We start from the raw sequence: 23,809 nt of genomic DNA on the forward strand, positions 1-23,809 counted from the left end.
CTGATTTTTCCACAATATAAACAGTTTTGCAATTATTACAGGTGTTTCTTATCTGAATATATGCAAATAAGAGGAGAGTATGTAAGCGGGACGAAGGGTCAGACCCCACGTCCCACTTCCAATTGGGACAATGGAACCGACCCTGTGTCCCCCTAAACCGTTGCCCAGTGTCCGACAGTAGCGAGCACGGAGCGGTACGGGAAGTACGTTTTGAAAATGTTGTAATACAGCAGTTCCTGTTTAGAGCGAACCCACTTATTCGCCTCATTAGCCTTAGCAAGCTCGGCATCACTGAACTCACCTTCCGCATACTTATCCAATATGTCCAGTGCCCCGCTTCCCTCGGAAAACTCCGCCTTATCACGCCAAATAATATTATCGGAAAGCCGGCCGTCATAAGCTTTTCTCAAAATCCATTTCTCGATTTGGTCGTCATTCAATTTCAATTCAGCCGGAATTTTCAATGCGTACTCGATGAATGCCATATCAAGAAACGGCACCCGGAGCTCAACCGAATGGGCCATGCTCATGCGGTCGCCCCGCTGCAGGTTGATATTATGCATGGTATTGATAATCCGGACCAATTCCTGATTCAATTTTTCCGTATTCGTTATCCCTTTGAGGTACTCATAACCCGAGAACAGTTCATCAGCACCTTCCCCAGAAAGAATAACTTTTACACCGTGTTCAGCCGCAAGCCGGGAGACGAAATAGCTTGGTATGGCACTGCGGACAAGTGATGAATCATAAGACTCCAGATAATAGATGACTTCAGGCAAGTGATCGATCAATGCCTGTTCGTCAAATATATACTCATGATGTTCACTGCCAATCTCCTCGGCCACTTGACGCGCACGCTTCACATCTTCACTGTCCGAACTGCCGACACAAAATGATTTCAATGGCTCGTTTCGCTTTCTGTTTTCCCGAGCCAGCAAAGCAATCAAGCTGCTGTCCAAACCGCCACTGAGCAGAACACCCACTTCAACTTCCGCCATCAGCTGCTTCTTAACAGCCCCTTCAAGATGTTGACGAATACCTTCCATCATCTGCGGCAATTCATTTTCCGAAAAGATTTCCCCGCTTTTAGGCTGCTGGATCTGCCGGTACATGACAAATCCTTCCTCAGGTGTATAATAATGCCCGGATGGAAACTCATGAATATCTTTAGTTACCATATCGAGCGTCTTCAATTCAGATGCAAAAATCATGTTCCCTTCATCATCTTTACCATAATACAGCGGCTTACTTCCAAGCGTATCCCTGGCTGCCATGAATGTATTATTTTCCGTATCCACAATGACAAAGGCGAACATACCATCCAACTGTTTGACAGCTGACGGGCCTTCCTGTTCATAGAGTTTCAGCGGTATTTCACTGTCAGATTCAGTCAGAAATTCCGTCGTATCCGAAAGCTGTTTTTTCAAGTCCAGGTAATTATAAACTTCCCCATCCGCCACAATCCATTTCGTGTTATCAGCATTGGCGATGGGCTGTTTTCCTTGTCTCACACCTACAATTGACAGGCGCCGATGAGCCAGATGGAACTTATCCAATAATACAGCGTCTCCTTCATCCGGTCCCCGGTGATGCATCGATTCCAATATATCCTTTATTTTCGTATCGTCTACCCGTCCTGTCATGGCAAATAGTCCACTCATTACAATGGGTCACCTCTAGTAGATTATTGTGAACGTCCCCCAAAAGGTACCACGCCCTCATGAGAAACATTTATACAGTATAGGCGAAATATGACATAAAATCAATTAATTCATAGATTTCAGACAAAATACGTTATATTTATCTATTATTGTTAATGACCGTTCAAAATAGGGAAAATTTTCGGGTTTATCTCAATCTATCGCGTTATATCTGATTATTAATCAGGTTTAAAGCGCTAACACCTTTTTGTAACCTCAATGTCATATTGATAAGATTAAATAGTTGACCCATTTCCACCCATCCCACCCTAGAGCATAACAGCAACGATTAAGTATTGGAGGTGTTAGCAATTAACGACTTTTTAAACTATTTTTCTGTTAACTCTGAGCAAATTCTTGACTACACGTTTGAACATATTCAACTGGTGGGACTTGCCATCATCATTTCGATTCTCATTGGTGTTCCACTCGGCATCTACTTAACGACCAATGAGGAATTGGCCGGTACTGTCCTGCAAATTACATCTATAATCATGACCATTCCAAGTATCGCTTTGTTTGGTATCATGATCCCAATCCTATCCATCGTTGGCCAGGGTATCGGGTTCCTGCCCGCTTTAATAGCACTCGTTCTCTATTCCCAATTACCCATTATCCGAAATACGTATACTGGAATTAAAGACGTGGATCCCAATATTCGGGATGCTGCAAAGGGAATAGGCATGACAACATTTCAAAGGCTGTGGAAAGTGGAAATTCCTAATGCGATGCCGCTTATCATGGCCGGCGTCCGTACCGCTACGGTCTTGAATATCGGAATTGGTGCTATCGCTGCGTACATCGGAGCAGGCGGTCTCGGTTCACTGATTAACCAGGGCATTTCCAGATCCAATAACACAATGGTGCTCGTCGGCGCAGTCGTGGTTTCAATTTTAGCAATTATCGCCGATTTACTTCTGAAATATATACAGAAAAAATTTACTCCTAAAGGGATTTAGAAAAAGTTGGTGAAAAGATGATACAGTTTAATGACGTTTCAAAAGTATATAATGGCAGCGTCAAGGCTGTCGACAACGTTAGCTTCAACGTTGAGGACGGTGAATTTGTTATACTGGTTGGCCCTTCAGGCTGCGGTAAAACAACGTTGCTCCGCATGGTCAACCAGTTGGAAGAAATTACGGAGGGTGAAATTATCCTCAATAATCAAAGCGTGAAAGAACTGAATAAGATTGAAATGCGCAGGAAAATCGGCTATGTCATTCAAAGCAATGGACTCTTTCCGAATATGACCATTGAAAAGAATGTCATGATTGTCCCGGACTTATTAGGCTGGGATCGCAAAAAACGACAGGACCGCTTTAATCATCTGATGGAATTGATCGGACTCCATCCAGATGAATTCCGTAAACGGTATCCGCATGAGTTGTCAGGCGGGCAGCAGCAGCGAATTGGTGTCGCACGCGCACTGGCAGCAGATCCTCCTGTCATGCTGATGGATGAACCGTTCGGTGCGCTTGACCCAATTATCCGCAACCGCCTGCAGGAAGAGTTTCTTCAGATACAAAAAGAAGTGAAAAAAACCATCCTATTTGTCAGCCACGATATCGATGAAGCCGTGAAAATGGGAGACAAAATCGCACTCCTCCGTGACGGCGAAATCATGCAATATAACCGTCCGGAAGAAATCCTGAACCATCCAAAAAACGAGTTCGTATCCAAATTCGTCGGTCAGGATCGTGTGCTAAAGAGTACCAGTCTTTATTCAGTGAAAGATCTTGACAATGAAGTCGGACTAAGCCCATATGATAAATCAGCTCATATCAAAGCCGTTCAAGAAGACACTTCCCTTCGAATCATCCTGTCCATGCTCTTGAACCAGGAGGCAGATCAACTTGTCATTGAGGATGGGAACGGAAACAGAAAAGGCAGTCTGACACTTGAGCACGTCGAAAAATTCCTCCAGGCGAAAGTTGGAGAAAACGCCGATGGAGTGGCATTACAACATGAATAGGAATAAACGCATAAGTCTGATTGTCAAAGTTCTATTTTGGGCTGGTTTAATCATCTTCTTCAGCTGGGCTTTCACAAACGGAATGTTTCAGCCAATCTTTGAAAACACCGGCACATTTTTTAATTTGCTTGGTGAACATATGCTTCTCGTATTAATATCAGGTTCACTCGCGATTTTCACGGCTATTCCAGCTGGTATTTTCCTGACGCGTCCACAATTTCAGAAAGCAGAATTTTTTGCCGTCAATCTGGCCAACCTGGGACAAACCATCCCGAGCCTGGCCATTCTCGCTTTAGCAATGGGCTTCATTGGCATTGGTATGGAAGCCGCGCTCGTTGCCCTGTTCGCTTACTCAGTTTTACCCGTTCTGCAAAACACCATTGCCGGCATTAACTCAGTGGATGAGGATACAAAAGATGCTGCACGTGGTATGGGGCTTACTAATATGCAAATTTTATGGCGAATTGAGCTCCCGAATGCAGCTTATTCAATTATCGCCGGCGTTCGAACCGCTCTCGTCATGAACATCGGAACCGCAGCCCTTGCCTATCTGATTGGCGGTGGTGGCTTCGGTGTATGGATTTTTTCGGGGATCGAACTGTTTGACAACGCCTATTTAATCTCAGGTGCTGTTCCGGTTTCCATGCTTGCGATTGCAGTCGATTATCTGTTCAGGGGCATGCAATTAATTCTCGTGCCAAAAGGGCTGCGCCTGGCCAGACAAGCAGTCAGTTAATGAGACTCACACTCGGATAAGACTTACAAGGAGGAAATAATTTTCATGAAAAAAATCAGTTTATTCATTATGACAATCATATTCACACTCGTCCTGAGCGCTTGCGGCGGTGGGGATAAACAGATTACCATTGGTTCAAAAAGTTTCACAGAACAATATTTATTCGCTAAGATTTCTACTATTCTATTGGAAGAAGAAGGATTTGACGTCGAAGAAACGACTGACCTCGGAAGTACAGCTCTCCGACAGGCACTGGAAAATCAGCAGGTTGACCTGACATGGGACTATGTTGGTACAGGACTGGTCACGTATCTTGATGAAGACCCCATGACTGACCCGCAGGAAGCGTACGAAACGTTAAATGAAATTGACCAGTCCGAAAATGATATCGTCTGGACCAATTTGAACGACGTCGATAACACGTATACATTAATGATGCGCGAAGACCATGCCAATGAACTTGGCATCACGAGCATTAGTGATCTGGCAGACCATGTCAATGAGAATCCTGATGACCTTTCCATCGCAACAAATGCGGAATTCTACAACCGTCCGGATGGTCTGCCGGGTGTTGAAGAAGCTTATGGCTTTGAATTCCCGGATGCAAACGTCAATGAAATGGAAACCGGATTGACCTATAACGCCCTCCGCGATGAAGAAGTGGATGTTGCTGTCGGGTTTGCAACAGACGGACGGATTGATGCTTTTGGATTTGTTAACCTGGAAGATGACCAAACATTCTTCCCATCCTACAACGCAGCAGCCGCCATGACAACGGAAACTTATGAAGAATATCCGGAAATCGAGGAAATCTTTGCACCACTTGATGACCTGCTCACCAGTGAAACCATGCGTGCCATGAACTATGAAGTGGACATCGAAGAAAGAAGTGTTGATGAAGTTGCCCGGGAGTTTTTGGTTGAGAATGATTTGATTGAGGAATAATTGAATAGAAGAGAGTGACTAACTCCCCCTCCTCTTGCATCGCCGCACATACGGTTCCGTATGTGCGGTTTTTTCGTGCAACGCATCGTCTCTGGTATCGGAAAGCAGACACTTTAGCCTTTGATTACCCACTACGTTTTAACCTCACCGTCTTCCTTTAAACTCTGAATCACCCCGGGCGCCTTTCTTTCGCTAACCACTGCCACTGTCTTCATATCCCTAAACTCCAAATTTCAAAATCTGAAACTTTATACCAAAATTCGTCACAAAATTGATTTTTTATGCCACAATATATACGATAAACATGAAAGCGCTAACGCCAGTTGGATGGAGGTGTTCATACTGGAAGGAATTCTTTATAAGATAAGGGAATCGCTAAATGACGTGAAACCATCGGAAGGTGCCGTTGCGGAATATATTTTAAAACATCCGAAAAATGTCGTAACCATGACCATCAATCAGCTTGCAGACGCCAGTTATTCCAGTCCTTCCGCGATCATGCGCTATTGCCACAGACTTGGCTACAAAGGCTTTAAAGAGTTTAAGTTAAAATTATCAGGCGATCTGGCAGTGATTAACCTGCATGACCTTGAGCAAGAAACCTTATCACCCGATGACTCATTCGATAAAATCATGTCGGTCATTACGAATACGAACATTCAGTCATTGTACAGTTCATTACAATTAGTGCAAAAAGATCAATTCAAGGCAGCCTATCAGCTATTGATCAATGCCAATAAAATAGACTTTTACGGTGTTGGTTCCAGTCTTTTGATAGCGCATGATGCCGTCCAAAAGTTCATGCGCATTAATAAAGCCTGTACGACTTACAATGATTTTCATATGCAAAAAGTGTCAGCCGTTAACCTGAATGAGGATGATGTGGCAGTGGCCATTTCCTACTCGGGGGAAACTCAGCAAGTGATTGATTGTGTCAAAATTGCACAGTCCAAAGGTGCCAAAGTGATAGCCATTACGAAATATGCTGATTCAGAGTTAAGTGACACAGCGGATGCTGTATTATTTGTTGCCGCCCAGGAAGATGAGTTCCGGAGCGCTGCCATGTCATCAAGAATTGCTTCATTAAATGTAATCGACATGCTTTATACGGCATGTGCATACGAGGATTACGATAGTTCCTTAACCCATTTAAACCAAACTTACGACATCATACGAAAAAGCAAGAGGGAGGAAACAAAGCGTGCTCGAAACAACGACAACCACAGAAAAACGTAATGAAAAAACCATGCATTTGGATGAAATGAATACTCATGACATTTTACAGGTGATGAACCAGGAAGATAAAACTGTTCCAGACGCCGTCAATAAAGAGATAGAGCATATCGAAAAAGCTGTTTCAGCAGTGATTGACTCATTTACCAAGGGCGGCAGGCTGATTTATATGGGAGCCGGGACAAGCGGCCGTTTGGGAATCTTGGATGCTGCGGAGTGCCCGCCGACATTTGGAACAGATCCGGAACAAGTTCAAAGCCTCATAGCCGGCGGTCAGACAGCCATTATGGAGGCTGTTGAAGGTGCTGAAGATGATCCTAAACAGGCTGAAGCTGACTTGAAAGACGTAAATGTAAATGAAAACGATACAGTCATCGGACTGGCTGCCAGCGGGCGCACCCCGTATGTCATCGGCGGCTTGCAATACAGCAACAAGGCCGGTGCACACACTGTTGCCGTCAGCTGCAACAAAAATGCCAAATCCAGCAGTTACGCAAACACCCCCATCGAAGTTGAAGTCGGGCCTGAAATTTTAACAGGATCAACCCGATTAAAAGCAGGAACGGCGCAAAAACTCGTATTGAACATGATTTCAACAAGTTCCATGATTGGCATCGGCAAAGTCTATCAAAATCTCATGGTGGATGTACGGCCAACAAATCAAAAACTTATTGAACGGGCTAAAAATATTATTTCACTTGCTGCACAAGTTGATCATGATACAGCTGCAACCTATTTGGAAAAATCACATCATAACCCAAAAGCAGCGATTATTATGATCAAAATGCAATGCAATTATAAACAAGCAACGCAACATCTGGAGCAGGCTAATGGATTTGTACGCGACGCTCTCAAACTGGCAAACAAGGAAGGTGAATCTAATGAATAACCAGGAACTCTCGCAAGCGATTGTGAAGCATCTTGGCGGTGAAAATAATATTACCAATCTCACCAATTGTATTACAAGACTTCGTATCGATTTGAAATCACGCAACAATGTGGACCTGGAAGCTATTAAAGAAATAGATGAGATCCTGAGTGTCATTGATCAGGGAACCATTCAAATCGTTCTGGGCCCAGGCAAAGTGACAAAAGTTGCAAACGAAATACACGAGAAAACGTCAATTGATGTCGATGTTGAAGACGCAGATGAAGACAGTGAATTTGATGTCGCTGGCGATACAAAAGCATCCTATAAAGCAAAGCAAACATCAATCTTTCAGCAATTATTCAGACATATCGGTAATATATTTGTTCCAATTGTCCCAGGCCTTGTAGCATCAGGGTTAATGCTGGGAATTGCAAACCTGATCCTGAACCTGGCCGATGCAGAAATGATTAACCCGGCTGTACTCGAATCAGACTGGTACATGCTGCTTGAAGCAATCGGTAATCTGCTGTTTGGTTCGCTTGGCGTATTTGTCGGTATAAATACAGCCAGAGAATTCGGCGGGACCATGGTGCTTGGCGGCATCGCAGGCTTACTGATTTACGCACCTGTCTTAGGTGATATTGGAACCTTAAGTCTATTTGGATTGAACTTGAACATCAGCTCTGGTCTCGGTGGTTTGCTTGGTGTTATTGTCGCTGCCTATCTTTTCACACGAATTGAAAAATTTATCCGCAAACGTGTACACGATAGCCTGGATCTCATTCTCACACCACTAATCACCGTCATGGTCGGATCACTGGCCACCATTGTCGTTATCCAGCCAATCGCAGGTGTGCTGATGGATGGTATTACGTGGTTCCTCGTTGATGTCATGCTTGAAGCAGGTGGTGTCATTGGCGGATTCATTCTCTCGGCCACATTCCTTCCACTTGTAACCGTGGGAATGCATCAGGGATTGATTCCGGTACACCTGGAACTCATTGATCAGTTTGGTTCAACCACACTGCTCCCTATTCTTGCCATGGCAGGCGGTGGACAAGTCGGTGCTATGATCGCCATTTATATTAAAACAAAGAATAAACGGCTCAAAAATACAGTCGCAAGCGTTACCCCCGTTGGATTTCTCGGGATAGGCGAACCGCTCATTTATGGTGTTACCCTGCCACTTGGCCGGCCGTTTATTACAGCCAGTCTTGGAGCAGGATTTGGCGGTGCATTCCTATCTCTGTTCAGCGTAGGCGCAATCACTGTCGGTCCTTCAGGTATTGTCATGATTCCGCTTATTGCAGATAATAACTATTTACTCTATATTATCGGGCTTGTCATTTCGTATATCGGCGGATTTATTCTGACCTATCTGTTCGGCTACAAGGAAGAAATGGTCCATAAGCTTTATGGTGACAGCACAGCTAAGACAAAAACAGCTCAGGCAAAAGAAGAAGCAAGTGCGTCCTCACAAATTCACGAAGAGACGCACATAAACAGCCCATTAACAGGCGAGTTACGCCCGTTGACTGAGCTGACAGATGAAGTTTTCGCTACCGAAGCAGTCGGAAAAGGGGTAGCCATATATCCGAGAGAAGGTAAATTATACGCACCTGTAAGCGGCACGGTATCAACCGTTTTTCCAACCGGCCATGCCATTGGAATAACATCTGATAACGGTATTGAAATACTGTTGCACATTGGCCTTGACACGGTCGATATTAAGGAAAACGTATTTGAATTACACGTTGCAAAAGATGAGAAAGTTGAATCAGGCCAGCTTTTATGTACCTTTGATATCGATGCTATCACCAATAAAGGCTATGATATAACATCACCGATTGTGATCACCAATTCCGACAGCTATGAAACCATTAATCCAGTAAGTCAGAAGCAAATTGAAGCAGGAAGCAAATTGCTGGAAGTGAAATAAGCAAAAAACCGGGAACAAGGGCGATCCTTGTTCCCGACTTTTAATTGCTGCAGACCTTAAAGCGAAAAACCCCATCCTCCTTCCCATAAACAAAAAATGGAACAGGAATAATCAAACAATCCCTGCTCCACTCATCTATTATTCTCTTGGTACCCCATCAAGCCATTCGTCAACCAGTTCAGGGTTATTGTCAATAAATTCCTGAACAACCTCTGCCGGGTCCTGATCTTCATCATGAACTTTCGGCATCATTTCGTTAATCATGTCATAATTTTCCTCATATTGCTCGAGTACTTTATAAGCGCGCGGGGCATCTTCTTCCAAACCTTCACGGGCGACTGTGTAAATCTGGTCACCTTCACCGCCATAAACTTCTTCCGGATCTTCAAGCATTTTCAAATCCAGGACACCGAAAATCCAATGCGGCTGCCAAAGCGGCACAACTATCGGTTCTTCATTTTCAACGGCATCCTGCAATTCAGTAAGCATCGCCGCTTCGGAACTTGATGTCAGTTCCCAGTTGTCCAAGCCATACACGTCAAACGCTTCTTGTGTATTTTCCATAATACCGGCGCCTGGATCAATGCCAACGACTTCCCAATTGACGGCCTCACCGAGCTCCTCATTACCTTGTAAATCTTCCAGGGAGTTGACATCTTCCATGTAACTTGGAACGCCTAAAGACAGTGGTGCTTTATCAAGTACTTGTTTAACTTGATCAATATCGTTCTGGTACTCATCCCAATATGATCCGTGAGTGGCCGGGAGCCATGCAGATGTATGGAAATCCGCTGAACCATCAGCAACACTGGACCACATCGGACCGGCCTCCACTTGTGTCAGTTCAACATTGTAGCCGACCATCTCAAGCAATGCGCCAAGCAGATGTGTACTGATTGTTTCCCTTGCCCATGCAACATAAGGCTGGGTTAAATTTTCCTGACCAATTTCGGGTCCCTCACTTGTCTCTTCAGACCCCTCATCACCAGAGGAATCCGCGTCTCCGCCATCATCCTCTTCTCCGTTGCCCCCACATGCAGCCAGGAGCATCGACAGCATAAGAATCACAGCAAAAGCTGTCAGTCTAAACTTCCATTTGCGATCTGTGAAAATAGAAAAAACCCCCTAAGTTTTTTAGTTCGGGACTCTCTATTGCCTTTTTCAATTTTTTAAAGGTATAAAAGAGTCTGCTGCTGATCATTGTAAAAAATCCTGTCTGGGTCACTTCATTTAAAATGATAAACATGACCTCCCCGGCAATTCACAATTAACCAGCAATAAACAAACCAAACCTGTCTTATATACTACCAAAGAACGGCTATCAATTGAAAATGAGTATTTAAAACATATTCCGTTTTATAAGAGGTATAATTAGGAATAAGTGGATTAAGTGAGATTATTGGGTGATTTTTAGGTATTACACGTCTATCTGCCGGTTTTTGAATGTTGCAATGGAATCCTTGGTTCCCTTTCATCTTTTTAACAACATGCTTTTCGTAAATCAAGTCAGCCTCAAACAATCAGCTAAGGTGCCCGCTTCCAGACTTTGGGACAGAGGGTCAGACAGTAACCATGAGAATCAGTTAACAGCATACTCGAACGATTGAGGTGGAGTCTTACTGCCAGTTACGTGCGAGATAAAAACTCAATTTTAGTTCTACCATACTGTTGGTTCTATCCAAATCATCATTTCCAGTATTTTTATATTTTTTTACTTCCTGTCGTTTTGGTTGTACGGTAAAATCTGCGGAGAGTAGCTTCGACATAGTATATCACTTTATACTTATTCACATCCAGTCCCTGTGTCCTCCAGTATTCTGGATAAATTTTTAGCATACATTTGATATTTTTTATAGGTATCCTTGTAAATTTCCTCGGGACTATGATAGAAACATTCAATGTCCCAGAGGCATTGGGCGATTTCTAGTATTAGAGACGCTTTAAACGGATGGCTGGGCGATTGCTCGATGATAAATCGATTTAAATAGAAATGTCTTTTTTATGGTTACAATTGCTCAACCAATGATTCAGCAGAAGACAAATCACTTTATGCATAACTTTCTTGGGTGAAGTGGGAGATGGTGTTAGCTGGGTCACGGGGGCTGACCAAATAACCCCGCGTCCCTCAAATAACTCTATGCCCTTTTTCAGTGCTTTCGTTTACCTAATCACTGTCGAAGTTGAGACTGACTTAGCAAGAGTTTTTCCTTGGTTTTCAACTTCGAAAGTTAAGTACTATAGTTAAGCCAATACCTACAACCAATCCCACAAACACACCCATTATTAATGTAGCAGTAAATGTGGCTAAAAATATAAATGCTTGAAGGGGTTCATTTTTTTGATAGTGTCTAAGTTGCTTTACATTTATCAGATTAACAACCGCAATAATTATGATTGCTGCAAGTGTTGCTTTTGGGAGATAATAAAACAAAGGAGTTACGTAAAAGATAGCTAATAACATCAAAAATGCTGTAATAAAAAGGGAGAATTTTGTCTTTGCACCGGACTCGTAGTTGACAGCAGTTCTAGAAATGGCACCAGCAACAGGGATCGAACCTACAAGGGAGCTCGTCATATTAGCAAAACCTAGGCTAACCAATTCTTGATTGGAATTTAGATCTTCATTTTCTTTATCTGCCAGGTTTTTAGCCACAGAGAATGATTCAAAGAACGATATAAACCCGATTATTAAGGCAATTGGGACTAAGGCATAGATTGTTTCCATAGCAGGAAGACTTAATGCAACATTTGGGGATTCCCGTGAAATCCCACCGACTATTTCTACACCTTTTTTATCTAAATCAAAATAATCTACAACTAGAATGGAAGTAATAATAATAATAAGTGGACCAGGAGATACACGAAATATCTTTTTTAAGACTAGTAAAAAAAGAAGACTTATTAATCCGATCATCACAGTTAATACATGTGCTTTGGGAATAGTAGTCATAATTTCAAGAGAATAAGCAAGGAAATTTTGATACGATGACGTAGTAGCGCCTATAATTGAATCCATCTGATTAAAAATGATAATAATTGCTAAAGCGGAGGTGAAACCGCCAATTACTGCGGGAGAAACATATTTTAATAAGGAGCCAACCTTTAGTAATCCCAATATTAATTGCACAATACCAACCAGTAAAGAAAGAATAACCATAATTTCTAAAAAACGTTCAGAATCTGGCTTTGCCACACTGGATACGGCTGTAAATGCCAAAAGAGATACGATAGATACGGGTCCTACAGATAAATATTTCGAACTACCAAAAAGAGCATAAATTATTAACGGAAAGGTACCCGACAGTAAACCCATTGTAAGCGGAACTCCTGCTATAATTGCATAAGCCATACTTTGTGGGAGTAATAAGAATGTTACGATTACTCCAGCAGTAATGTCACCTGTAAAATTTGAGGCATTATAAGGTAAAAGTTGCTTTAGTCCAAGTAGTGGTTTAAGAATCATCTCATATGCTCCTTCCCAAAGTACTAACACTACACTTGTACTATATTTGGGAAGTTATAGTTTTATTCTCCTTGACTTATGTTCGCGTTAACAGCAATACCATTACATTTGTGTTCTCGTTGATTTATATAAACGTGAAATTATTGTTCATGGTGCAAATCCTTATAATAGTACAATTTTATTTCAACGTACAACACTCAAGCAGGATTGAATTGAACGATTTTTATTGGCTGCTAAGCGGATAAAAGGCTCTATCTGTCTTATCGCAGACAGTTTTTTGCCTGAGAAGATTTAAACAATGTGATGCTTTCCATTGAAAGTTGGAAATATCAAGAGTGTCATGAACGAGTTTCAGCAATTGAAAAGCATCGAAAAAGCTGATTCATCGTCTCCTGTTTGTTGGATCATGATATAGTTTGTAACGAACGTACCTTAAATATACTGGAGAACACAGTAGAAACCAGGAACGGCCAAAAACAGCACACATTCCTGAGCGACCTCAAAATTAGACGAAAAAATGCGACAAACCTTCTGATGGCGGAAAAAAGCCGATGAGAAATTAAAGGATTCAATAATCAAAAAATATCCAATATAACATTGAGCACGCTAGTAGCCATAACTATCAGGGGATGAAAAATCACTATCTTCTTACACAAAAGACGGATATTTTTAAGCAGTTGTTTGAAAAAGGTGCAGTCTTAAAAAAACACAAAAAACGGCAAAAGCAATATCCTCAAAACTGTTAGCACCCGATTTTTAATAGATGAGGATATAAAGAATTCGGTAACCCCAAAAGGAGTTTTTACTCTAACTTTTGGGGTGCAGTACATTAACCTTATGGTTTCATCATCAAAAGGTCGATAATAAGCAACTAATCACATTATCTAAATTATATACATTCTAGAAAATATTTTTGGATAATTGCTATCTTTTTTATAAAATAGGGAGATTTATTTTATGCAATACTCCGATAATATGTTTTAGTCGACTTCTAAATATACAGAAATTTACTCTTCATAGTTGATATTACTCCATAAATTTTCACCACTTCTAGTAGACTGCTTTTATAATTTACTTAATTTCATAGTTCGGAAAGTCTTTTTCGGTGATTACGAACTGGAGCCTCCCCACTTTAAAATGTTGTTACATAAACTCATTAATTCCTAGCGTAACAAAAACAACTATCACAAAGACAAGTGCGGCGTTTTGAAAAAAATTATTCTTAAATTGCTTTGTTACATATCTTGAGTTTAAAAGATACAGTAAAGTAATGGCCAAAAAAGGAATAAATGCTGAACCCAGCGCAGCATATAGTAACACTAAACCAATTGGTTGGTTAAATATATATAGTAACATGGAAGGGAATGTCAACCAGGCCAGAAAGAACTTATAAGCAGGGTCTTTGATGGATACAGGGTTACCGTTACTACTCTGTGTTAATTCTTTTTTCTTTTTGTTTTTCTTCATAATGCGAATAAAATCCGCAAATAAATAAGGGATGCCATTCCATGAACCAATTAATGAGCTGCAAGTGGCTGCCCAAAAGCCAATATTTAAAATTAACTGTGGAACTGAGCCAAAATTTTCACCATAAATATTCAAAAAATCACGCATACCTTGTGCTCCTTCAAAAGATACGCTGCCGCCATATAGAAATTGAGTACTGACTAACATAAGAGAAATTGAGAATATTCCGGTCATGATATAAGCAAATGATGCATCCAAACGCATTATTGGTAACCAGGAAGCGTCTCGCCATCCTTTTTCACGTATCCAATAACCATATGATGCTAATGCCAGTGTTCCCCCTATCCCTCCAATAATACCTAGAATTCGGAATAGAGAGCCATCAGGAATCCCTAACGAAAATGCTTCCCAGGGGACAGTTCTCAGGCTTGGAATAAGCATAATTGCTGAGCCAACAACCGTCACAAACATAGTCCCGATCAATACGATGATAACCCGTTCAAAAATTTTGTAACGTCCGAACCAAATCAAAAGAAAACCCGCAATGGAATGTATGATAGCCCATGCCCATACAGGTATTACAGGGAGCATCGCATGCATCATAATACCGCATGCCGTACCTATTGCCGCTCCATAGATAAGACCAAATAAAGTGACATAGATAACGAAGTATCCCATTGTCCAACGCCCCAGAAGTCGCCACCCTTCCAAGATTGTTTTGCCAGTAGCAAGTGTCCATCTGGCTACACCTTCTGAAAGTAAAAGTTTTAATGACACACCTATAATTACTGCCCATGCTAATACCATCCCAAAATCTGCACCAGCTACGGTTGACGTTACCAAGTCACCAGAACCAATTCCAGTAGCAGCTAAAATAATACCTGGACCGATAATCTTGAGTTTAGCCTTAAAATTAATAGGCTTTGTTGAAACAGTCTCGGGTACTCTTTTTTCCATTAAGATACCTCCCACAATAAGTTTAAATACCTGTAAAAGATCGGCCTCTTACCAATTCAAAACCCCTATAACCTGTGCGCGTCCAACACATTTATCTTTGTCCCTCAAAAATGATACCGTTTACAAATAATGTTGTATTTAACGTTTGTTGGTGGGTATATGATTATTTAATGATTATTCTGCAAATTATACTAATTAGAAAATACATTGAACGTTATTAAAAACCTTTATATCAAGGGGGACGAGGTGTCTTAATTTCTCGTCAATCAACCTGAGCATATATATTGCTTACAACACCTCAAAGATAACAAACCTTCACTTGACTATTACAGAAATTATTCACTTACAATAAATAATCATATTACATCCCCCTCATCCTCGCATTTAGATGAGGGGGGATAAAGATAGTTCCATCACTTTATTGTTTTATGTCAATTATGGAAATTGGCCAGGGATGATTTGTGAATTTAAAATAGGTTCCATCTTCATTTTATAATATTTAACTGGTTGTCAATGAAAGAACGGTTCCCAAAATGACATTAGCCCCTTTTTCACAGTCCTCCCATTTAGTAAGTTCATCCTCGGCATGACTCTTCCCATGAACACTTGGGACAAAAACCATTGCAGATGGGACATATTCTGAAATAAACAGAGCATCGTGACGCGCTCCACTTACCATCCGTTTATACTTGTATTTCAATGACTGCGTTGACTGCTCAAGTTGGTCAACAAGCCCCTGATTAAACCACAACGTTTCACTTCCCCATAACCTGGTTGCTTTGACTGTACACTTTTCTTTTCCAGATGATTCAGGAAGTTGGTGAATAATTTCCTCTACTTGTTTAAGTGTCATCATATCCTGATGTCTTGCTTCCATCGTAAAAATAACTTTTTCTGGAATAACGTTGTGTATGTTCGGTTCAACATTCAAACGGCCGATTGTGTAGACCAAATCCTTATCAAGCCTACTTAATTTTTCTTGTGCTTCAGTTATTAAGTTTATAGCTGCCATTAAAGAATCTTTTCGCGTCGACATTGGCGTTGTACCAGCATGGTCAGAATCACCAGTTACCTCGATTTGGCAGCATACCATTCCAAGTATACCTTCAACAACGCCAATTTCCAGTGACTCATTGTCCAAAACAGGCCCTTGTTCAATATGTAACTCGAGAAAAGCTCGGGCTTTTTTCAGACGGTTTTCTTTTTCGCCCAAATACCCGGAAGCCTCCAAAGCATCCTTAAACGTGACCCCTTCTTTGTCTGTAGATTGCAGCATCTTAGCTTTGTTATACCTTCCTGAAAGAACCCCTGATCCCATCAAAGAAGGATCGAATCTGGCGCCTTCCTCATTTGTTAAATTGGCTATAGTGATCGGAACTTTAGGCTTAATATTATAATCAACTAAAGTTCGAACAACTTCCAATCCGGTTAACACACCTAAGACACCATCAAAGCGCCCTCCTTTTTCAACGGAATCCAAGTGTGACCCAATGACGACCGGTTCTTTAGTATCGTCATTTGCGGGAAGCGTTGCATACATATTTCCCATATCATCATATGAAACTGTCATGCCAAGTTCTTCACAGCATATGAGAAAATAATCTCTAGCTTTTATATCCATTTCCGATAAAGCCAAACGTGTTACGCCATTATCCTTTGTTCTACCAAAGTCAGCGAATTCTTCCAATGTATATCTAAGCCGCTCCCCATTAATCGAAACTTTTTGCTTTTCCATACCGCCATCTCCTATCACTATTTTTTAATTTTGTAATGTACCTTTACTTGCCTCGTAAACCGCCTTTCCACCAATAACAGTAGTTTGAACAGGTATGTCTTTTATTTCAATCGGGGCAACCTGTGTCGGGTCATCTTCTAACACCGCAAAATCCGCTTGTTTTCCTATTTCAATACTTCCGGAACGATCTTCGCTAAAATTTAATTTTGCACCATAACTTGTCATTGCTTTCAAAGCAGTACTCACGTCAATCCGCTGTCCAGGTCCCAATATTTCCCCATTACTTGTTAAACGATTAACTGCTGCCCATACAGAAAATAAAGGGGATATAGGTGTTACGGGGCAATCAGAATGTAATGTATATAGAAGGCCCCGCTCCATCATATCTGCTAAAGGACTTATTCTGACGGCTCTATCAGGCCCGAGAAACAAGTTGTTGTGTCTATCCCCCCAATAATAAACATGATTAATAAAAACAGAACCAGCTATACCTAATTTTTGCATTGTGTCCAAATCATCTGATGTTGCCGTCTGCACATGCTCTATCCGATGTCTGTGATCGCTTCTTGGTGATTGTTTTAATGCATTAGCAAATCCTTCTAATATAGACCCAATTGCTCTGTCACCATTTCCATGAATGGCAATGCGAAAACCACGCTTATGCAAGTCTAGTATTTTGTCATTGAAGGCGCGCTGATCATGCAGTAACTCTCCCGATACATGAGGATTATTATAGTAAGGTTGTCTTAAAGCACCTGTTAGCCCTTGGATCGAACCGTCTTGAAACATTTTGGCACTGTCTAACCTGACATTACCATTAGTTGTTTTCATTATTTCATTGTTTAATTGATCTACACTATAATGACGAAACTTTCCATTTTCTTGTAAAAGCGTATGCATCATCATTAATTGTGAGCGCATAGGATTAATTCCTTTATTTGAAGCAATTATATGGGCATCAAACCCTGTCTCACCAAAGAATAGTCCAACGCCTGCATCTGTATTGGTCGTAATACCTTGGGCTAGGTAGTCTTGGGCTCCTTTTTCCAAAGCATGAACCATCTCTTTTGTAGTGGGGAGCGGAATCGCCCTTTGTACGTAATTCATAGCGGGAATTTCATGAAGTACACCGTCCAGTCTGCCAGCGTGATCCCGTCCGAAATGGCTTCCTTGGGGATCTGTGACATCTTCATCTATCCCTGCTACTTCTAACGCTTTTGAATTAGCTACAGCAAAATGACTGGATATATGCGTTATAAAAACCGGATGATCCGGTGCCGCTTTATCTAATTCACCCTTGGTTGGATGTCTCTTTTCCCCGAGCAAGGAATCATCATAACCATAACCTTGAACCCATTCTTCTTTTGGCGTCTCCTTCGCCTTCAAATTGACTTTCTCTAAAATATCATTAATATTTTTATTTGGTGGCGTGCTACAATCGACTTTATCCTTATTAAGCGAATACATTAAAATATGATTGTGGGTATCAATAAACCCCGGAATTAAGGTAGCCCCTCGCAGATTGACTACTTCGGTTTCTGGAGAATAACTAAATGACTCACGTGGTGGTTCAGGCGTAAACCAAATTCTGCTAATATATCCATTTGTAACTGCCAATGACCCTGCACGCCTGTTCTCATCGTCTAACGTTAAAATATTGGCATTTGTTATTAAAAGATTTTCTTTTGACATAGAATTGCTCCCTTCTCATTGTATAAGCTACCTTATATTTCAGCCGACTTTGACTCCTCTGACTCGATTACGGCAGAACCTTTTTCTTCTTTATAAGTGTGGTAGTAAGCTGTAACTTCCTCATCATCTGAGTGTCCCGTAAATAAACTTACTAGTATTAGCAATATGAATGATGTTATCAGCCCTGGCAAAATTTCATGTATTCCGAATGGTTCACCAGAAAAGCGCCATATGGTAGAAATAATGATACTTCCAATCATGCTGGCAATAACGCCGGTTTTTGTAGCACGTTTCCAAAACATGATCGCCAACACCGGGGCAACCAAAGTAACAGCTGTAAAGGATAAAGCAATTTGGTAAATTTCAATAACATCAGTAATATACAAAGCAATCATAAGCCCTAATACGGCCATTCCGAGTACAGCAATACGTGATACTTTTAGAATTTTATCATCCTCTGCGTCAGGGTTGACCCACTCTTGATAGATATCCTTTGATATATTAATCGCTCCGCTGAGCAGGAAAGAGGTTGCTCCAGTTAGAAGAGCAGCTAACAGCGATACCATAAATAGACCGCCGATTGATGCTGGAAAAATCTCTACCATAAAATCTGTATAGACGTTATCAGGCATAGTATCCGAAGCTAACGTATGGATCGCCATAATACCAATCAAAATCGTGAATATTTGTAGAATACCTGATAAAATAAACCCAACGGTCACACCCCATGTTCCTACTTTTGCTGTTTTAGCAGCTGATATTCTTTGCCAGGTTGTTTGCCAAACAATGTAGAAAGGTCCAAAAACGAGAGCCCAATTTAACAATTCTTTCCATCCAATACTAAAGAAATCGAAGTAATGTGCAGACGTTTCCTCTATTAACACGTTAAAGCCACCTGTGTAATTAAGCCCTAAGATAAACATTAAAATAACACCTGCAAAAATAATGACCGTCTGAACAGCGTCTGTCCATGCTACACTATACATGCCACCCATCATTGTAAAAACAACACTAACCAGGAACCCGATTATGATGGCCCCAGTTATAGAAATGTCTATAATTGATGTCAGGAGAGACCCCATTCCAACTAATTGCATACTAAACGTAGGAGTCATATAAAGAAATGCAATGATTAAAGCAGGAATCAGAGCCGCTGCCTTACCAAATCGTCTAACGAATAAGTCAGGGACTGTGTAAAGTTTAAGCTTTCTTATGATAGGTCCAATCGTGACAACAAAAATGATTGTGAAAGACACGAAACTCATCGCGGTTATAAAATACGAAATTCCCATTTCAAACCCTTTTCCTGCTGCACCAATTAATGCTGAAGAACCCGATACAGTGGCAATCACTGTCCCGACTATAGGCATAAAGCCGAGATTGAAGTTTGCCATGACATAATCATCTGAGGTTTTAATCTTTCGAAATGATATAACGCTTATTGAAAAAATTAATACCAAAAATACGGCGATCCAAATTAACCACCAATTCATAGTCACTTCTCCCTTATAAATTTTAGACGTTTTTTTTAGCAGAGAACTTCAGAGTTGACAAAAACAAAGAGCACGTGATGACCATACAAACGTACCGGTTTTTGGGAAATTAGCCACTTTTCTTAACGTTTTTATCAGTTTCTCTCCCAAGAATAAGGTATTCAAGTCTATCACTGGGGATTTTTCTGAACTCTGGACCTTTAATAAGATAGAAAACAATTCCGAGTGTTATCCAGATAAGTAAGGCTATCAAAGAAGGTGTTCCCATGAATGCGGGCGAGCTTGGCATCAGCAGTAAACCTAAAAATACAAATCCTACCAAAGCACCTGCCATACTGAAACTTTTCTTTACGGGTGCAGCCACAATGGGTAAATTTTTATCCTGATTGATCGCCAATGATTCATTTGACCATTTAAATAACTTGAAAGCAACAACACATGCATAAATATATGCAATAGTCACTCCAACAGATGACATATCAACAATCCATGTCAACACCTCACGCCCAAACCAAGGTGAAATTAAACATACAACACAGGTGAAAATAATACCTGCATAAGGGGTTTTATATTTTGAATGTAATTTTCCAAAAACGCTCGGTATAATTTGCGCACGCCCCATCGCAAACAATAAACGACTACTTGATACAAAAAATCCATTTAACCCGGTAAACACACCCATCGATAAAGCTATTGCGAGAATTAAAATACCAATGTTCCCGAACAGGCCCGACATCGCATCACCTGTTCCCCATTGCGGCTGAGAGCTTACCAGTTCCTGCCATGGCATATACAAGGCTGTTGCGGTGATCATAATAATGTAAACAAGACCCGCACAAATAAGTGAGAAAATAATGAGTATGAACCCTTTTTTAGGCGAAAAATTAAATTCCTCTGCCGCTTGCGGTATGTTATCAAAACCCACGAATGCCCACGGCGCGATAGCAACGATAAGAATGATACTTGACCATGCTGTTAGCTCTGGATTAAAAACCGGCTGAAGATTCTCAAATGAGGTGGATGAATTCAGCAGTACTCCAACTCCTAAGATCAGCACGCCTACAATCATGCAAATCACAAATATAAACTGCAATTTCCCAGATACTGTGGCACCGCGTATATTCATGTAAGCAAATAAAATTAAGGCTATACTGGCAATAATAGCTTCTACAAAATAAACATCCCATCCAGCCAGACTATACATAAACCCTTGTTCAGCTACAGCAGGAAAAATATACTTGATCATTAACGCTAACGCGGAAGCATTTAAAGCAACAATACACATATAGCCTAAAACCAAAAACCATCCGGCCACATAAGCGTGATTACGATTGAAACCCAGAAAAGCATAAGCAAACTCCCCACCAGAGACAGGGAATTTTTCAATTAGAAATCCATAGCTTACGGCTATAACCATCATCAGTAAAGCACCTATACCAAAACCAATAATCGCTCCAAGAGGGCCTGCGTCTCCAATCCAAACTGACGGCTGTACAAACGCTCCCCAACCAATTGCCGAGCCTAACGCAATCGCCCAAACCCAATGAGGCTTCAACGTCCTAGCTAATTGCTCCCGTTCTTTCATATTCAATAATCCTCCTATACTGAATTTAAACCTGCAGAGTTATGTTACTCACATTAATGATATCGCTTACATATATAGGGGGGGTTTTCTGATTGTTTTCTATAGTAACGAAGTATATATAATTATACAATAATTTCTCTAATTTTATATAATTGCAAAATTTAATAAGAATTATTTAGAACTTTTATAGTATTGAGTAATCTCAAGGGATGAGCAGAAAATACACAATTGTAAAAAGCCCTCTGCCACGCAGGCAGAGAGCTTCTTCAAGTCTTATTGACCCCACTCACCATAATCCAGATGCTTATACTTATCCAACAAACGCGTCGGCATTTTCAAGGCATCTTTACGGAACGGCGGTGCAAGCTGCGTGCCATCAACATAAATGTTCAGCACGGCAGGCTTATGCTTTTGTAAAACTTCCTCAATTGCTGGCACAATATCTTCCGGTTTATCAATCGTATAACCGAGTGCACCCATGGATTTGGCTACTTCGGCAAATTCAGGTGCATCAATATTGGAGCCGACATAACGATCATCATAGTAGTCAACCTGGTTTTTCTTCTCGGCCGCCCATGATTTGTTATTAAAAACGCAGGCTACCACCGGGATGTTTGCTCAACGGCTGTGCTGACTTCATGCAGGCTCATGCCCAAGCACCATCACAACATGATGCAAACACGGGTGCATCGGGTTCAGCAAGCTGAGCACCAAGCGCTGCCGGATAGGCAAAGCCGGTGTTACCGAATGTCAGGGCCGCAATATGACGGCGGGTCTGGTTAAACTTCAAATAAGCATTCGCAGTGGAAGAAACATTCCCGATATCAGATGACACAATCGCATTCTCCGGCATGGCTTTTGTCATTTCCAAGAGAGCACGGCGCGGATTAATGGGATTGCCATCCTCCATGGCCAGATCCACTAATTCCTGCTCCCACTCTTCTTTCCGTTTGCTCACGGCCTGAAGACGCGCCTCATCTTTTTCCGGTGACGGCAGTTCCGATTTCAAGCGGCGATAAATTTCATCACTTGCCGCTTTCGCATCGCCAATGATGCCGACTTCGACCGGATGGGTGCGGCCAATCTGGCGCGGGTTGATATCAATTTGAATAATGTTGGCATGCTCAGGAAAATAATCGATGTCATAGCACGGCAATGTTCCAAACTGTGACAGACGTGTCCCGACTGCAAGCACAACATCTGCTCCCTGCAAAGAGTACATTGCTGCTTTAGAACCCATATAGCCGATCGGACCGACTGCCAGCGGATGATCAGCCGGGAATGCGTCATTATGCATATACGCCGTAGCAATCCACGGCGGCGAACAGAGCCGCGGCCGGAGATAATCGCCGGATTCCTGGCGTTCTTCAGAAGTTCCACAGCCCGCTCAATCGACACTTGGGATCCCCCGAACACCCCCGCTTATCAGCACGGTACTGATGCGGCTCGAGAATAGATCTCCACTCCCCATAGAACAAAATCACGCGGATATCAAACGCACCGGCCCGCTCGGCATAGGCAAATACGGAAAGCTGTTCCGCAGTTTATCAGCGGACACGAATTCTTATTGGTACCCGACTGTTTTCCTTGGTAATGTCCTTGAAAATCGATACCTGATTGGCTTCCTGGAATCCATCCAAACCAACCGCATTGGTGCCGGCAGATGGGGAAATAACAACCAGTGGGCTGTGCGCCTGATTCGCCGCTGCCACTGATGTCACCATATTAGTGATTCCCGGGCCGTTTTGACCAACAATAACACCTGCTGTTCCGGAAACACGTTCATACGCATCGGCCATATGACCGGCGCTCTGTTCATGACGCACCGGGATGAAACGGATGCCAGCTGCCGGGAATAAATCCAGCATATCCATGAACGCAGAGCCTACAATTCCATAAACTTCTTTAACATTCTCAGCCACAAGTGTTTCCACGATGGCTTCACTCGGTGTCATTTTTTGCTTCTGATTGACTGCCCGCTTCATTTCCTCTGTTTGCTTGACCATTTTGAATTCCTCCTT

Annotated in this window: 15 protein-coding genes and 1 pseudogene; 7 read left to right on the forward strand and 9 right to left on the reverse strand. The window is 41.7% G+C overall.

Translation table 11 applies throughout. From position 1 onward, the window contains the following. Nucleotides 1–152: 152 nt before the first annotated feature. Nucleotides 153–1,661: an asparagine synthase B gene (asnB, locus tag Len3610_RS11405; protein WP_176448057.1), complete on the reverse strand. Its 1,509-nt coding sequence runs from the start codon at nt 1,659–1,661 to the stop codon at nt 153–155. Between the two features lie 350 nt (nt 1,662–2,011). Between asnB and Len3610_RS11410 the strand changes: the two genes are divergently transcribed. From Len3610_RS11410 to Len3610_RS11440, 7 genes are all read left to right on the forward strand, one after another. Continuing rightward, nucleotides 2,012–2,659: an ABC transporter permease gene (locus Len3610_RS11410; RefSeq protein ID WP_176449640.1), complete on the forward strand. Its 648-nt coding sequence runs from the start codon at nt 2,012–2,014 to the stop codon at nt 2,657–2,659. Between the two features lie 17 nt (nt 2,660–2,676). Next, nucleotides 2,677–3,672 carry an ABC transporter ATP-binding protein gene (locus tag Len3610_RS11415; RefSeq protein WP_176448058.1) on the forward strand — a complete coding sequence of 332 codons (996 nt, stop codon included), beginning with the start codon at nt 2,677–2,679 and terminating at the stop codon, nt 3,670–3,672. Next, on the forward strand, nt 3,665–4,408 hold the full coding sequence (locus tag Len3610_RS11420; RefSeq protein ID WP_176448059.1) for an ABC transporter permease: 744 nt from the start codon (nt 3,665–3,667) through the stop codon (nt 4,406–4,408). The genes Len3610_RS11415 and Len3610_RS11420 overlap by 8 nt, the downstream gene beginning before the upstream one ends. 45 nt (nt 4,409–4,453) lie before the next feature. Further along, a complete protein-coding gene (locus Len3610_RS11425; protein ID WP_176448060.1) occupies nt 4,454–5,353 on the forward strand; it encodes an ABC transporter substrate-binding protein in 900 nt (299 codons plus the stop codon). 327 nt (nt 5,354–5,680) lie between these two features. Continuing rightward, nucleotides 5,681–6,589 (forward strand): MurR/RpiR family transcriptional regulator, encoded by a 909-nt coding sequence (locus tag Len3610_RS11430; RefSeq protein ID WP_255259576.1) that lies wholly within the window; start codon nt 5,681–5,683, stop codon nt 6,587–6,589. Further along, the gene (murQ, locus tag Len3610_RS11435) at nt 6,555–7,475 is read left to right on the forward strand and encodes an N-acetylmuramic acid 6-phosphate etherase (protein WP_176448061.1); all 921 of its coding nucleotides are present in this window, start codon (nt 6,555–6,557) and stop codon (nt 7,473–7,475) included. Before Len3610_RS11430 ends, murQ begins: the two co-directional genes overlap by 35 nt. Then, nucleotides 7,468–9,396: a glucose PTS transporter subunit IIA gene (locus Len3610_RS11440; RefSeq protein WP_176448062.1), complete on the forward strand. Its 1,929-nt coding sequence runs from the start codon at nt 7,468–7,470 to the stop codon at nt 9,394–9,396. The genes murQ and Len3610_RS11440 overlap by 8 nt, the downstream gene beginning before the upstream one ends. A 138-nt stretch (nt 9,397–9,534) precedes the next feature. Here Len3610_RS11440 and Len3610_RS11445 read toward each other — a convergent pair whose 3' ends face one another. From Len3610_RS11445 to xsc, 8 genes and pseudogenes are all read right to left on the reverse strand, one after another. Next, a complete protein-coding gene (locus tag Len3610_RS11445) occupies nt 9,535–10,455 on the reverse strand; it encodes a glycine betaine ABC transporter substrate-binding protein (RefSeq protein ID WP_255259577.1) in 921 nt (306 codons plus the stop codon). A 1,156-nt stretch (nt 10,456–11,611) separates the two neighbouring features. After that, nucleotides 11,612–12,859: a SulP family inorganic anion transporter gene (locus tag Len3610_RS11450; RefSeq protein ID WP_176448063.1), complete on the reverse strand. Its 1,248-nt coding sequence runs from the start codon at nt 12,857–12,859 to the stop codon at nt 11,612–11,614. A gap of 1,143 nt (nt 12,860–14,002) precedes the next feature. Beyond that, nucleotides 14,003–15,283 (reverse strand): Nramp family divalent metal transporter, encoded by a 1,281-nt coding sequence (locus tag Len3610_RS11455; protein ID WP_176448064.1) that lies wholly within the window; start codon nt 15,281–15,283, stop codon nt 14,003–14,005. A 499-nt stretch (nt 15,284–15,782) separates the two neighbouring features. Continuing rightward, entirely contained in the window at nt 15,783–17,018 is a 1,236-nt protein-coding gene (locus Len3610_RS11460) for a Zn-dependent hydrolase (protein WP_176448065.1), read from the reverse strand. A 24-nt stretch (nt 17,019–17,042) separates the two neighbouring features. Further along, nucleotides 17,043–18,710, reverse strand: a complete 1,668-nt coding sequence (locus Len3610_RS11465) for an amidohydrolase (protein ID WP_176448066.1) — start codon at nt 18,708–18,710, stop codon at nt 17,043–17,045. A 32-nt stretch (nt 18,711–18,742) separates the two neighbouring features. Further along, nucleotides 18,743–20,203 carry a sodium:solute symporter family protein gene (locus Len3610_RS11470; protein ID WP_176448067.1) on the reverse strand — a complete coding sequence of 487 codons (1,461 nt, stop codon included), beginning with the start codon at nt 20,201–20,203 and terminating at the stop codon, nt 18,743–18,745. A 109-nt stretch (nt 20,204–20,312) separates the two neighbouring features. Continuing rightward, nucleotides 20,313–21,788, reverse strand: a complete 1,476-nt coding sequence (locus Len3610_RS11475) for an APC family permease (protein WP_176448068.1) — start codon at nt 21,786–21,788, stop codon at nt 20,313–20,315. 273 nt (nt 21,789–22,061) lie between these two features. Further along, a pseudogene (xsc, locus tag Len3610_RS11480) lies at nt 22,062–23,794 on the reverse strand (sulfoacetaldehyde acetyltransferase). Between the last annotated feature and the right edge of the window lie 15 nt (nt 23,795–23,809).

Source organism: Lentibacillus sp. CBA3610 (assembly GCF_013373365.1).
GTDB lineage: Bacteria > Bacillota > Bacilli > Bacillales > Amphibacillaceae > Lentibacillus.